Origin of the sequence: Oceanobacillus iheyensis HTE831, assembly GCF_000011245.1 — a bacterium.
Classification (GTDB): domain Bacteria; phylum Bacillota; class Bacilli; order Bacillales; family Amphibacillaceae; genus Oceanobacillus; species Oceanobacillus iheyensis.
Genome location: NC_004193.1, coordinates 3078730 through 3092226, shown reverse-complemented (window position 1 = coordinate 3092226; position 13497 = coordinate 3078730). Strand labels below are relative to the sequence as shown.

The window sequence follows — 13497 nt, the reverse complement described above, 5'->3', positions numbered from 1 at the left end:
TGATTAATGCCTATTACTAATTGACAATCCCAGCTTGGCTAATGTAAACTTGTTTAGTGTGGAGTAAGGAGAAAATAGCTTTTTAGCCCTTTATTCGCGAAATAATCCCCTGTTATGATACAGCGGATAATGGTTGCTTCTGACTTCAACTACATAGATGCAATGAATGTAACACCTCCGCATCTAAAACTACAAGTAATATTACCTAGCAAGAGATTTTCCCCGATTTGATTGAAAACGGATGCAAATGTGAGTTGGTAGTCTGTTTAGTATCTATTGTACCGGGTTTAGGAGTGTAGCAAATATAATGTCTAATTATGATAAAATGATAACCCGACAGCGTCAATGGATGTTTTATTTACTAGCAGTATTAGTGCTTTGCGCTGGGTTTCTACCATATCCCCGTGTTTTTTTCGGATTAATCCTAGGTAGTATCATTAGTCTTTATAACTTGTGGTTACTACAGAGCAAGACAGCAAAACTTGGGGAAACAGTTGCAGCAGGTGGGAAGGCCAGAGGAGGATTAGGTACGTTTACAAGAATGGCCGCCGCAGTGTTGGGAGTGTTGATTGCGATGCGATTTGAAGAATACTTCCACGTAATGTCTGTAATCATTGGGATTCTTTCTTCTTATTTTGTTATCGCGTTAGATATCATTGTGTATCAATTATCTTTACGCAAGCAGGAAGAAGACTAATCTTTTCCAGTATTCCATTTTTACTTACAAATAGTTTTAGTAAAGGGGTGATAATCTTGGATCACGAAAATCCAATAGTGCATGATATCTTTGGGATACCGGGTGCGAATCTTAACCTTTCTAACCTCATGATGACATTTATCGTGTGTCTTATTGTCTTTGTTTTCTGTGTGTGGGGAAGCAGAAAGTTACAGATGAAACCTAAGGGAATACAGAACTTCATGGAATGGGCTGTAGAATTCGTTAGGGGTATCATCCAAGACAACATGGATTGGAAAACAGGAAGAATATTTCTTCCGCTTGGACTAACTCTAATATTCTATATTTTAGTTAGTAACTTAATAGGTGTTGCAACGGTTGGGGTAGTTGAACATGACTTATGGTGGAAATCACCTACAGCAGATGCGGTTATGACATTAACACTATCAACAATGATCATTGCATTAACACACTATTATGGTATTAAGTTAAGAGGTACAAAAGCTTATTTAAAAACATATGTAAGCCCAGTACCACTGATGTTACCGTTTAAAATAGTAGAGGAATTCACCAACACATTAACGTTGGGTCTTCGTTTGTTTGGTAATATTTATGCAGGTGAAATTTTATTAAGTTTATTAGTAGGACTAGCAACAACAAGTATTTTTGGATTCTTCGGAGCAGCACTTCCGATGCTGGCATGGCAAACTTTTAGTGTGTTTATTGGAGCCATCCAGTCCTACGTATTCGTAATGTTAACAATGGTTTATATGTCTCACAAAGTGAGCAGTGACCATTAATAAAAAATAATTTATTAGGTTTATTATAAAAGGAGGAAATTATCAATGGGAGCTTTAGCAGCAGCAATAGCAATCGGTTTAGCAGCATTAGGAGCAGGTCTTGGTAACGGTATGATCGTAAGTAAAACAGTAGAAGGTATTGCACGTCAACCAGAATTACGTGGTGCATTACAAGGTACAATGTTTATCGGGGTAGCACTTGTAGAGGCGATTCCAATCATCGCAGCAGTTATCGCGTTTATGGTAATGTAAATCGCAATTTTTCCTAGAATTATAATGGCGAAGTTCAGTAACAAAGAATCTTCGCCATTCCTTTATGCAAGAGTAACGATGTAGAATTTTATACATCAGACCATAGATGTGATTTATTAGCGAAAGGAGTGGGATCGGTGCATTCATACATTGACTTGTTAAACATTGGAGCTAGTGTCGGTGGTTTACGTTGGCCAGATATGTTAGTTCAATTATTCTTCTTCCTTATTCTTCTAGCATTACTGAAGAAATTTGCTTGGGGACCATTAATGAGCAAAATGGAAGAGCGTGAGAACTACGTAGCAAATGAAATTGAATCAGCTGAGCAAAGTCGTGCGGAAGCAGAAAAGGCTTCCAAAGATGCAGCTGAGCAATTAAATCAAGTAAAAGCAGAAGCGCAAAAAATGATAGAAGATGCGAAGGCTGCAGGAGCAAAACAAGAGCAAGCCATCATCGATTCAGCGAGGGAAGAAGCAGATCGTATTAAAGAAGCAGCGCAAGCAGATATTCAAAATGAAAAAGAACGAGCTATTCAAGCGTTACAAGATAAAGTTGCATCCTTATCTGTATTAATTGCAAGTAAGGTAATTGAAAAAGAACTTAGCGAACAAGATCAAGAAAAACTAATTAATGAATACATTCAAGAAGTTGGGGAAGATCGATGAGTAACTCCGTAGTAGCAAAACGTTATGCAGATGCGCTTTTTCAGCTTGGTAGAGAGAAGAATTCATTAGACCAATTAGTAGCAGATTTTCTTGAGGTTCGACAAATATTTACAAATGATCAAAAATTAAATGTTTTCCTGAAGCATCCAAAGATTGACAATGAGAAAAAGAAACAGTTTTTAGCTGATGTGTTTAAAGGTGCGGATCCAGTTGTAATAAATACGCTGAAGTTACTTGTAGATCGTCATCGCACATCAACCATTCCATCTATTGTTGATCACCTAGTCGCTTTGGTAAACGATACAAAAGGAATTGCAGACGCAACCGTCTATTCCATTCGAGAATTAAATACCGATGAAAAGGAACAACTTCAAACATCCTTTGCTAAACGTTTAGGGAAAAGAAGTGTTCAAATTACGAATGTTGTGGATCCTAAGATTCTCGGCGGTATGAAAATAAGAGTCGGAAATACGATATACGATGGAACGGTAAGTAATAAGTTAAACCGAATTTCACGTAGTATCGTGTCTGCTAACAAATGATGATAGGGGTGAAATGGTATGAGCATTAATGCTGAAGAAATTAGCACACTGATTAAACAGCAAATTGAAAACTTTGATTCTGACATCGAAGTAAGTGATGTTGGGACAGTTATTGAAGTCGGTGACGGTATCGCGCGTGCTCATGGTCTTGATAATGCTATGGCTGGAGAATTACTTGAATTCTCAAATGGTGTTATGGGATTAGCACAGAACTTAGAAGAAAGTAATGTAGGTATCGTTATCCTTGGACCTTATACGGAAATTAAAGAAGGCGATGAAGTTCGTCGTACTGGTCGTATCATGCAAGTACCTGTAGGAGAGGAATTGTTAGGACGTGTGGTAAACCCACTAGGTCAACCAATTGATGGCAAAGGCCCAATTGAAACATCTAAAACTCGTCCAATCGAAGCGGCTGCTCCAGGAGTTATGGATCGTAAATCCGTTGATGAGCCACTTCAAACAGGTATTAAAGCAATTGATGCATTAGTTCCAATTGGTCGTGGTCAACGTGAGTTAATCATCGGAGACCGTCAAACTGGGAAAACTACTGTAGCAGTAGATACAATCTTGAACCAAAAAGATCAAGATATGATTTGTATTTATGTAGCTATCGGACAAAAAGAATCAACTGTGCGTAATACAGTAGAAACTTTCCGTAAGCACGGTGCACTTGAAAACACAATTGTAGTTACTGCAGGTGCTTCAGATCCTGCACCACTATTGTACTTATCTCCGTATGCTGGTGTAGCAATGGGTGAAGAGTTCATGTATAACGGAAAACACGTTTTAGTTATATATGATGATTTATCTAAACAAGCAGTAGCATATCGTGAACTTTCCTTATTATTACGTCGTCCACCGGGCCGTGAAGCATTCCCTGGGGATGTATTCTACCTACACTCTCGTTTATTAGAGCGTGCAGCTAAATTAAGTGATGCAAAAGGTGGCGGTTCATTAACTGCATTACCATTTGTTGAAACACAAGCTGGTGATATTGCAGCTTACATTCCAACGAACGTAATTTCCATTACTGATGGACAGATTTTCTTACAATCGGATCTATTTTTCTCTGGGGTTCGTCCAGCGATCAACCCTGGTTTATCTGTATCACGTGTAGGGGGATCTGCACAAATCAAAGCAATGAAAAAAGTAGCAGGGACATTGCGTCTTGATCTTGCATCTTTCCGTGAATTAGAAGCATTCTCTCAATTTGGTTCAGACTTGGATAAATCTACACAAGCGAAACTAAATCGCGGTCAACGTACAGTTGAAGTGTTGAAGCAAGGTCTTCATAAACCGATGGTAGTTGAAAAACAGGTAGCTATTATCTACTCATTAACGCGTGGTTTCCTAGATGATATCCCTGTAGAAGATATCCAACGTTTTGAAGAAGAATTGAACATTTGGTTAGAAAGCAATCGTAATGAATTACTTACTTCTATTCGTGAAACTGGTAATTTACCAGACGAGAGCGAGTTTAATGATGCGATTGATTCATTCAAGAAAACATTTCTACCATCTAATAACTAATAAGTGAAATGATGAAGTTCGGTATAGAGTATAATGGGTCGAATAATTATTCTCGACCCTCACTCCTGACAGGAAAGTGTGGTGAAAGAGCTTGGCATCACTAAGAGAATTAAAAGGTAGAATTGAATCTACGAAAAAAACAAAACAAATCACGGGAGCAATGCAACTTGTTTCGGCTTCTAAAATGTCAAAAGCGGAACAAAATGCCCGAGGATTTGTTCCTTATGCAGATAAACTTCAAGAGGTTGTTAGCAGTATTGCTAATGCGAATACGGATGCACAACATCCAATGTTAATGAAACGTGAAGTGAAAAAGACAGGTTATTTAATTATAACTTCAGACCGCGGTCTTGTTGGGGCATATAATAGTCACATCCTAAAAAATCTAGTCAATACAATTGAAAAGAATCATACAAGTAAGGATGAATATACGATCATCGTACTTGGGAGAAAAGGATATGATTATTGTCGAAAACGTGGGTTACCGGTATCCAAAAGTGTGCTAGGTGTACCTGATCATCCAACATTTGCAGATGTAAAAGAGCTTGCGTCTGAAACTGTTCAAATGTATGCAGATGGAGATATTGACGAGTTAAATATTATATACAACCACTATGTTAGTGCGATTTCGCAAGTGGTAACAAATAAACAATTACTTCCTATTGATAATTTAGATGAGAGCGGTGCAGCTACATCTGACTATGAGTTTGATCCAAACCAGGAGCAAATCTTGGAAGTACTTTTACCTCAGTATGCAGAAAGTCTAATCTTTGGTGCATTACTTGACGGGAAAGCAAGTGAACATGCGGCTAGTATGACTGCGATGCGTAGTGCAACGGATAATGCTTCGGATCTAATTGATGATTTATCCCTATCATATAACCGTGCACGTCAAGCAGCAATTACACAAGAAATCACAGAGATTGTTGGTGGCGTAGCAGCACTCGAATAGGTTTAACACCGTGTGGACAGTAAGTTAGGAGGGAAATAGATGAGCAAAGGACGCGTTACACAATTAATGGGACCAGTAGTCGATGTACGTTTTGAAGACGCTGAACTCCCAGCAGTAAATAATGCTTTAGTTGTCCGTAGTGACAGTGGTGAAGAACTAACACTAGAAGTAGCTCTTCATTTAGGTGACAATAGTGTACGTACCATCGCTATGTCTTCAACAGATGGTTTCAAACGTGGTGCAGAGGTGGAAAACCTTGGTCGTCCAATCTCAGTACCAGTTGGTGACGTAACACTAGGCCGTGTATTTAACGTATTAGGTGAAAAAATCGATTTAGACGAACCTTTAGAAGAGGGAGTTCGTCGCGATCCGATTCACCGTGAAGCACCAGACTTTGAAAACTTATCTACAGAAACAGAAATTTTAGAGACAGGTATTAAAGTAGTTGACCTGTTAGCACCATATATCAAAGGTGGTAAAATTGGACTGTTTGGTGGAGCTGGTGTAGGTAAAACCGTATTAATCCAGGAATTAATTAATAATATCGCACAAGAACATGGTGGTATTTCTGTATTCGCGGGTGTTGGTGAACGTACTCGTGAAGGGAATGACCTTTACTATGAAATGAGCGATTCTGGAGTTATTGCTAAAACAGCGATGGTATTTGGACAAATGAACGAGCCACCTGGTGCACGTATGCGTGTAGCATTAACTGGCTTAACCATGGCAGAATACTTCCGTGATGAGCAAGGACAGGATGTATTATTGTTCGTTGATAATATCTTCCGTTTCACACAAGCAGGTTCTGAGGTATCCGCACTACTTGGTCGTATGCCATCAGCGGTAGGTTATCAACCTACTCTAGCTACAGAAATGGGACAATTACAAGAGCGTATTACATCTACAGACAAAGGTTCTGTAACATCTATTCAAGCAATTTATGTACCAGCGGATGACTATACGGATCCGGCGCCTGCTACAACATTTGCTCACTTAGATGCAACAACAAACCTTGATCGTAAATTATCTGAGCAAGGTATCTACCCTGCGGTGGATCCTTTAGAGTCTACCTCACGTGCACTCGATCCAGAAGTAGTTGGAAAAGAGCACTATGAAGTAGCAACTGAGGTACAGCAAACACTACAAAAATATCGTGAACTTCAAGATATTATCGCAATATTAGGTATGGATGAGTTAAGTGATGAAGATAAATTAGTCGTTGCTCGTGCGCGTCGAATTCAGTTCTTCCTATCACAAAACTTCCACGTAGCGGAGCAATTTACTGGACAACCTGGATCTTATGTTCCTGTTCAAGAGACTGTAAAAGGATTTAAAGAGATTCTTGAAGGTAAATATGACGATCTTCCAGAGGATGCTTTCCGTCTAGTTGGACGTATTGAAGAAGTAGTAGAAAAAGCAAAAGGAATGGAATAATATTCGGTCGTGGAAGTAGGGATTTTGGAAAGAAAATCTTTTATTGCCTGAATTAATTTTTGGGCACTTCCATCCCGTCTCTTAGGAGGGGTTACATTGAGAACACTAGAAGTGAGTGTTGTTACTCCTGGTGGCCCGGTTTTAGAGGAAAGCTTTGAAATGGTAGTTTGTAAAGCTGAAACCGGTGAAATCGGTATTTTACCTGGACACATTCCATTAGTTTCTCCACTACAAATTAGTGCAGTTCGTTTGAAAAAAGGAAATGATACTAAATATTTAGCAATAAGTGGTGGATTTATGGAAGTGCAGCCTGAGAAAGTAACCATTCTTGCACAATCTGCTGAAACTGCAAGTGATATTAATGTTCAACGTGCAAAAGAAGCAAAAGATCGTGCGGAAAGACGTCTTCAGGCAAAAAAGGATAATATCGATAAAACTCGGGCCGAATTAGCACTCAAAAGAGCAATTAATCGCCTCGACGTAGGCAAGTAATACTAAAAAACTCCTGCAATTATTATTGCGGGAGTTTTTTTGCTTTTAAGAAAGACTTTATATGGGCTTGGACCAGCTTGCCTAGTAACATGCAGATATAATAACAATAATTAATAAGGCAGCTTATTTCTATTGCGGAGCATAGAATCATCGAATGATCTGGGATCAGTGAATAGCCATTTTCTATCAACGAAAAAAGCAGGAGAAACCGCAAAAAGTAGTGAATAGAGCTGCTCTCAAAACCAAATAAGCATAAGAAAACGGAAAAAGTGGTGAATAGAGCTGCTCTCTAAACCAAAAATGCAAGAGAAATCGGAAAAAGTGGTGAATAGGCAGCTTCTCTAACCCAAAAAAGCAAGAGAAATCGGAAAAAGTAGTGAATAGAGCTGCTCTCTAAACCAAATAAGCATAAGAAATCGGAAAATGTAGTGAATAGAGGCGCTCTCTAAACCAAAAAAGCAAGAGAAATACAGAAAAGTGGTAAATATACTATCTCTATAAAACCTTGCTTCAGAATCCTCCAAAAGTGATAGAGTAGATTACCCAAACCGTAGAAACTTCCTCCTATCCACATCAATAATCCCAGTAATCACTAAAAACTAGATGATAAACAATAAATTGTCGATATTTCCCGGGAAATGTAAACTCGCCTATGGCCTTGATAGTATTAATAAATTGACTTTTTATAGCTTGCCTGTCAAAGTAATTATTAGAAAGAAAGGTGGTTCATATGTTTTCCGTTGGACAAATGGCATTGATAAGTATATTTTCTCATTTATTTTTTATATATATGACTTGGCGTCTTGTAATGGCGTTGAACATTGACTATATTTTTAAAAAAGGAAGATCTGGAGAAGCTAGAGTCTTTCTATTGTTTTTAACTATTGTTATCGGGTCTGGAGTAAGTAGATTCTTTTTAGAAGTACTACAGTGGTCCGGGGACTTATCGTATCTCTTCTAAACGTCCAGCTTGATTTGTGGAATTTCGCGTTTCCATTTTCATTAATGTCGAAATTTGTATCGTATGTAAAATTATCCTTCTGTCAAAACTAAGATTAATAGATTTGATAGGAGGATTTTTCATGTTTTATAGACTTATATTATTTTTTATATGTATTTCTTTATTTTTAACAACTACACATGCATCTGAATTAAATACAGACGAAATGATAGCTCTTGGTAATTTTGCAACAGAGCAGCAATTAGAGATTGAAAACTGGCAAGTTACGATAAAGGAATCTGTATCTGTAGTTAAAGCAGAAAAGTCAATTGAACTACTTAAAAATGAGTATTCTTATGAGAAAAAATCGACTGAAAAAAGTATAATATATTTATTTAAAAACGATCATAAAACGAATGGGTTGGACGTACTGTATAAGGTAATTTTGCCAACTGAATCATCATCTCAGGCAGAAGTTATTGCTCTTTTTGAGGGAGCTGATTGGAGCGAAGAGGTAAAGGAATCATATTTAATTACTAAGAATGAAATAGTTCATAAATTGTTTACAAAATTAGCTCAATCATATACTTGTCTGACCTCAGTAGATAATGATATAATAAATGGTGATGTTTTTATAGAAAAGGCAATAAATTATTTCAATTTGCGACATACAACAACACAATACGACAACATAGCAAAGTCCACGATTAAAAAGTCATTTTATGGGTATACAGATTTATGGGATGCTTTTTATTCTGTAGACAATAAACCGATAAATGTACAAATAGCTATTATAGAAGACGAAGCAGGAAATGAGAAATACACGATAGGAACACCTATCCTAATACATGAATATTAATATAGGGAAATTGGATCTGAAGGGGATTTATAACATGGAAAAAATCATCGTAAGTGGCGGACACCAATTGAATGGCACCGTACGGCTTGAAGGTGCTAAAAACGCTGTACTACCTGTTTTAGCTGCAAGTTTAATTGCGAGTGAAGGGGAAAGCGTTATTAAAGAAGTACCAGTTTTAGCAGACGTGTACACAATTAATGAAGTATTACGTAATCTAAACGCAGAAGTTGAATTTGATTCAACAACAAAGACAGTGAATATTAATGCATCACAACAATTAGAGACAGAAGCCCCATTTGAATATGTAAGAAAAATGCGTGCATCTGTACTTGTTTTGGGACCACTTTTGGCCCGTTATGGACACGCGAAAGTTGCTATGCCAGGAGGATGTGCGATTGGTTCTCGACCAATTGATTTACACCTTAAAGGTTTCGAAGCAATGGGAGCAGAAATCCATGTAGGTAACGGCTATGTGGAAGCAAATGTGAATGGCAGATTACAAGGTGCGAAGATTTATCTTGATATGCCAAGTGTAGGTGCGACGGAAAACATTATGATGGCTGCAGCACTTGCAGAGGGTAAGACAGTAATTGAAAATGCAGCAAAAGAACCAGAAATAGTTGATTTAGCAAATTATCTTAATAAGATGGGTGCGAATATCGTTGGAGCAGGTACGGAAACAATCCGTATTATTGGTGTAGAAAAACTTCGCGGTACGGAGCACATGATTATACCTGATCGTATTGAAGCTGGTACCTTTATGGTTGCCTCTGCAATTACTGGAGGTAATGTATTCATTGAGAATGCAATGCGTGAACATTTACGCTCTGTAATTTCAAAGTTAGAAGAAATGAATGTTGATGTAATTGATGAGAATGGCGGTCTACGAATCATAGGGCCAGAGAAATTAAAATCAACAGATATTAAAACATTACCGCATCCTGGTTTTCCTACAGATATGCAATCACAAATGATGTCATTAATGCTTCGTGCAGAAGGCACAGGTGTGATTACGGAGACTGTTTTCGAAAATCGTTTTATGCATGTAGAAGAATTTCGACGCATGAATGCGAATATCAAAATTGAAGGACGCAGTGTGATTATTGAAGGTATTTCAGAGTTGCAAGGCGCTGAAGTAGCAGCAACAGATCTTCGTGCGGCAGCGGCACTTATTTTAGCAGGTCTTGTAAGCGATGGATACACACGTGTGACGGAGCTTAAGCATCTAGACCGTGGCTATGTTGATATTGTTGATAAGTTAGCGGCACTTGGTGCAGATATCAAGAGAGTGGATGAGAACGGAGTAGTTGTACAACCACTCTACGTAACTGCTGCAAAAGAATCAAATGAAATAGCAGCGGATTAATAAAAATTTTATAATAGTTATTTCTAAGGTAGATGTGTTATTACGCATCTACCTTTTCGTGTTTCAAGAAAAATTTTCCTTATGAAAAGCAGGCCTTATAACCATCTGACTTCTATCATGCCCATTTATATATAAAATATTCAGATTAATAACAAATATAAAACTTCTCATAATTTAAAAAACATGATAAAATTAATAGAAAATTAACAAAAGTTTGGGTGGTGAGACGACATGAAAATATACATTTCGGTTGACATGGAAGGTATTACTGGACTACCCGACTTTACCTTTGTTGATGCAAAAAGTCATAATTATGAACGTTCTAGGAAAATCATGACAAAAGAAGTAAATTACGTGATTCAAGCTGCTTTCGATAATGGTTGTAAAGAAGTGTTAGTAAATGACAGTCACTCGAAAATGAACAATCTTTTGATTGAGGATATTCATCCAGATTGCCATTTAATTACTGGAGAAGTGAAGCCTTTTTCTATGGTACAAGGTTTGGATCAATCATTGACGGGGGCTTTTTTGGTTGGTTACCATTCACAGGCTGGTAGACCAGGAGTTATGTCTCATTCAATGATTCATGCAGTGAGAAATTTCTTCATTAATGATCATTGTATTGGTGAAATGGGGATGAACGCTTACTTAGCAGGATATTATAACGTCCCTATTTTATTAGTTACTGGCGATGATTACACAGCGATGGAAGCAGAGGAATTGATTCCTGGGGTTACAACTGCCATCGTCAAAGAGTCAATTTCAAGGTCTTCAGTGAAAAGTCTTACCCCATCGAAGGCAGGAGTATTATTAGAGGAAAAAGTAAAACAAGCATTAAAAAGTGCAGGTAATGTAGCGCCCTTAACACCTCCAGAACAACCTACATTAACCATAGAGTTTTGTAATTATGGTCAGGCAGAATGGGCGAATCTTATGCCAGGAACAGCGTTGATAGAAGGAACAACAAAGGTTAGTTTTCCTGCAAAAAATATGAAAGAAGCTTATCAAGCCATGTTAGTTATGACTGAACTGGCAATGCATACTACATTCTCTTAAACAAAACAGACAGAGAACAGAAAAATAATTAGGGGGTGCCTCGTTTGCTGAAATACATATTAAAAAGATTAGCCATTATGGCTGTAACGCTTTGGATTATTATTACACTTACCTTTGTACTAATGACAAGTATACCAGGTTCACCATTTAACAGCGATCAGTCTTCCAATGAAACAATTCGTGCAAACCTAGAAGCACATTATAATCTAGATAAGCCACCACATGTACAATATTTACTCTATTTAAAATCGATTGTTACGTTTGAATTTGGACCGTCCATTAAACAACCAAATCAAACTGTTAACGATTTATTATCGAGAGGATTTCCGATTTCTTTTGAGCTAGGGATAGTTACCATCGTTGTCGCAGTTATTTCAGGAATCTTAATAGGTATTGTCGCTGCGTTACGACATAATGGAATATTAGATTATTTAACGATGGGGATAGCGGTATTAGGCATCTCTATTCCAAACTTTATTTTAGCTACATTACTTATACAGCAACTTGCAGTTAATTGGGAGATATTTCCGACTGCGACATGGAAAAGTCCAGCACATATGGTTCTGCCTGTATTAGCGTTAGCAACAGGTCCGATGGCAATTATCGCGAGACTTACTCGCTCAACCATGTTGGAAGTTCTTACACAGGACTACATAAAAATGGCCAAGGCAAAAGGGTTATCCCCATGGAAAATCGTTTTTAAGCATGCACTTCGAAATGCGCTAATGCCTGTCGTTACGATCATGGGAACATTATTAGCGGGTATTTTGACGGGAACATTTGTCATTGAGCAGATATTTGCGATCCCGGGAATGGGTAAATATTTTGTGGAAAGTATTAATCAACGTGATTATCCAGTAATTATGGGAACGACGGTATTCTATAGTGCTTTTCTAATTTTTATGCTTTTTCTTGTAGATATTGCATATGGAATCCTCGATCCTCGAATAAAAATGAATAGTAAGGGAGGGGAAGTGTCATGAGTTCAAATGAAAACAATACACATAAAACCCCTTCTGCAGTTCCTGATGAATGGTTTGCATGGAAAGGAAAAGATACGTTGGAAGCAGAGTCTGTTTCCAGACCTTCTCTTTCCTATTGGCAAGATGCCTGGAAAAGGCTGGTTAAAAATAAAATGGCAATGCTCGGTTTGATATTCTTAGTGTTACTTTCAGTCATGGCAATATTTGGGCCAATGATTTCACCATATGAAGTTAATAAACAAGACTTGCCCAATCAGTATCAGCCACCTTCCAGTGAGCACTGGTTTGGTACAGATAGTGCTGGTAGGGATGTATTTACACGAACATGGTATGGTGCTCGAATCTCTCTGTTTGTTGGATTAATGGCAGCACTCATCGATGTTACGGTAGGAATTATTTGGGGTGGTATCTCCGGATATAAAGACGGTCGCACAGATAATGTGATGATGCGTATTATTGAGATATTATACGGTTTGCCGTATTTATTAGTTGTTATTTTACTTCTGGTGGTATTAGGACCAAGCTTAGGTACGATAATACTTGCTCTGACGATTACCGGCTGGGTTGGGATGGCCCGAATTGTGCGAGGACAGGTCTTACAAATTAAAAATTATGAATTTGTCCTCGCTTCACGGGCATTTGGTACAAAGTCATCGAGAATTATCCGGCGAAATTTATTGCCAAACACGATGGGACCGATTATTGTCCAAATGACATTAACCGTTCCATCTGCCATTTTTGCCGAAGCTTTCCTGAGTTTTATTGGACTTGGAATCCAAGCTCCTTTTGCAAGTTGGGGTGTGATGGCCAACGATTCATTAGGTGCGATTCTATCCGGTAACTGGTGGACGCTGTTCTTCCCGGCCTTCTTTATATCTTTTACGATGTTTGCGTTTAATGTACTTGGAGATGGACTTCAGGATGCATTGGATCCGAAATTAAGGAAGTAG

15 protein-coding genes are annotated in these 13497 nt (G+C 38.0%); all 15 read left to right on the top strand.

Annotation, left to right across the window (positions count from 1 at the left end):
• Positions 1-307 precede the first annotated feature (307 nt).
• The 15 genes from OB_RS15225 to OB_RS15155 all read left to right on the top strand — a co-directional run bounded on the left by OB_RS15225 (position 308) and on the right by OB_RS15155 (position 13497).
• A complete protein-coding gene (locus OB_RS15225) occupies positions 308-697 on the top strand; it encodes an ATP synthase subunit I (RefSeq protein WP_011067379.1) in 390 nt (129 codons plus the stop codon).
• 56 nt (positions 698-753) lie between these two features.
• Positions 754-1476 (top strand): F0F1 ATP synthase subunit A, encoded by a 723-nt coding sequence (gene atpB / locus OB_RS15220; protein ID WP_011067378.1) that lies wholly within the window; start codon positions 754-756, stop codon positions 1474-1476.
• A 45-nt stretch (positions 1477-1521) separates the two neighbouring features.
• Positions 1522-1728 (top strand): F0F1 ATP synthase subunit C, encoded by a 207-nt coding sequence (gene atpE / locus OB_RS15215; protein ID WP_011067377.1) that lies wholly within the window; start codon positions 1522-1524, stop codon positions 1726-1728.
• 137 nt (positions 1729-1865) lie between these two features.
• Positions 1866-2393, top strand: a complete 528-nt coding sequence (atpF, locus tag OB_RS15210) for a F0F1 ATP synthase subunit B (RefSeq protein ID WP_011067376.1) — start codon at positions 1866-1868, stop codon at positions 2391-2393.
• A complete protein-coding gene (locus OB_RS15205; protein ID WP_011067375.1) occupies positions 2390-2935 on the top strand; it encodes a F0F1 ATP synthase subunit delta in 546 nt (181 codons plus the stop codon). Before atpF ends, OB_RS15205 begins: the two co-directional genes overlap by 4 nt.
• A gap of 18 nt (positions 2936-2953) precedes the next feature.
• On the top strand, positions 2954-4465 hold the full coding sequence (atpA, locus tag OB_RS15200) for a F0F1 ATP synthase subunit alpha (RefSeq protein WP_011067374.1): 1512 nt from the start codon (positions 2954-2956) through the stop codon (positions 4463-4465).
• Positions 4466-4556: 91 nt separating this feature from the next.
• Positions 4557-5417, top strand: coding sequence for an ATP synthase F1 subunit gamma (gene atpG, locus OB_RS15195; protein ID WP_011067373.1), 861 nt, complete (start codon positions 4557-4559; stop codon positions 5415-5417).
• A 39-nt stretch (positions 5418-5456) separates the two neighbouring features.
• Positions 5457-6851, top strand: a complete 1395-nt coding sequence (gene atpD, locus OB_RS15190; protein WP_011067372.1) for a F0F1 ATP synthase subunit beta — start codon at positions 5457-5459, stop codon at positions 6849-6851.
• Positions 6852-6947: 96 nt separating this feature from the next.
• A complete protein-coding gene (locus OB_RS15185) occupies positions 6948-7343 on the top strand; it encodes a F0F1 ATP synthase subunit epsilon (RefSeq protein WP_011067371.1) in 396 nt (131 codons plus the stop codon).
• Between the two features lie 730 nt (positions 7344-8073).
• On the top strand, positions 8074-8304 hold the full coding sequence (locus OB_RS15180) for a DUF1146 family protein (RefSeq protein WP_041544331.1): 231 nt from the start codon (positions 8074-8076) through the stop codon (positions 8302-8304).
• Positions 8305-8425: 121 nt separating this feature from the next.
• Entirely contained in the window at positions 8426-9142 is a 717-nt protein-coding gene (locus OB_RS15175; RefSeq protein WP_011067370.1) for a YwmB family TATA-box binding protein, read from the top strand.
• A gap of 34 nt (positions 9143-9176) precedes the next feature.
• Entirely contained in the window at positions 9177-10508 is a 1332-nt protein-coding gene (murA, locus tag OB_RS15170) for a UDP-N-acetylglucosamine 1-carboxyvinyltransferase (RefSeq protein ID WP_011067369.1), read from the top strand.
• Between the two features lie 231 nt (positions 10509-10739).
• Positions 10740-11564, top strand: a complete 825-nt coding sequence (locus tag OB_RS15165; RefSeq protein ID WP_011067368.1) for a M55 family metallopeptidase — start codon at positions 10740-10742, stop codon at positions 11562-11564.
• Positions 11565-11608: 44 nt separating this feature from the next.
• Positions 11609-12547 (top strand): ABC transporter permease, encoded by a 939-nt coding sequence (locus OB_RS15160; protein WP_011067367.1) that lies wholly within the window; start codon positions 11609-11611, stop codon positions 12545-12547.
• The gene (locus tag OB_RS15155; RefSeq protein ID WP_011067366.1) at positions 12544-13497 is read left to right on the top strand and encodes an ABC transporter permease; all 954 of its coding nucleotides are present in this window, start codon (positions 12544-12546) and stop codon (positions 13495-13497) included. Before OB_RS15160 ends, OB_RS15155 begins: the two co-directional genes overlap by 4 nt.

What these genes read in the sequence shown, in the direction of transcription:
- OB_RS15225 (WP_011067379.1), top strand. Translation starts at nt 308, where the DNA reads ATGTCTAATTATGATAAAATGATAACCCGACAGCGTCAATGGATGTTT.
- atpE (WP_011067377.1), top strand. Translation starts at nt 1,522, where the DNA reads ATGGGAGCTTTAGCAGCAGCAATAGCAATCGGTTTAGCAGCATTAGGA.
- OB_RS15205 (WP_011067375.1), top strand. Translation starts at nt 2,390, where the DNA reads ATGAGTAACTCCGTAGTAGCAAAACGTTATGCAGATGCGCTTTTTCAG.
- atpA (WP_011067374.1), top strand. Translation starts at nt 2,954, where the DNA reads ATGAGCATTAATGCTGAAGAAATTAGCACACTGATTAAACAGCAAATT.
- atpD (WP_011067372.1), top strand. Translation starts at nt 5,457, where the DNA reads ATGAGCAAAGGACGCGTTACACAATTAATGGGACCAGTAGTCGATGTA.
- OB_RS15180 (WP_041544331.1), top strand. Translation starts at nt 8,074, where the DNA reads ATGTTTTCCGTTGGACAAATGGCATTGATAAGTATATTTTCTCATTTA.
- OB_RS15175 (WP_011067370.1), top strand. Translation starts at nt 8,426, where the DNA reads ATGTTTTATAGACTTATATTATTTTTTATATGTATTTCTTTATTTTTA.
- murA (WP_011067369.1), top strand. Translation starts at nt 9,177, where the DNA reads ATGGAAAAAATCATCGTAAGTGGCGGACACCAATTGAATGGCACCGTA.
- OB_RS15165 (WP_011067368.1), top strand. Translation starts at nt 10,740, where the DNA reads ATGAAAATATACATTTCGGTTGACATGGAAGGTATTACTGGACTACCC.
- OB_RS15155 (WP_011067366.1), top strand. Translation starts at nt 12,544, where the DNA reads ATGAGTTCAAATGAAAACAATACACATAAAACCCCTTCTGCAGTTCCT.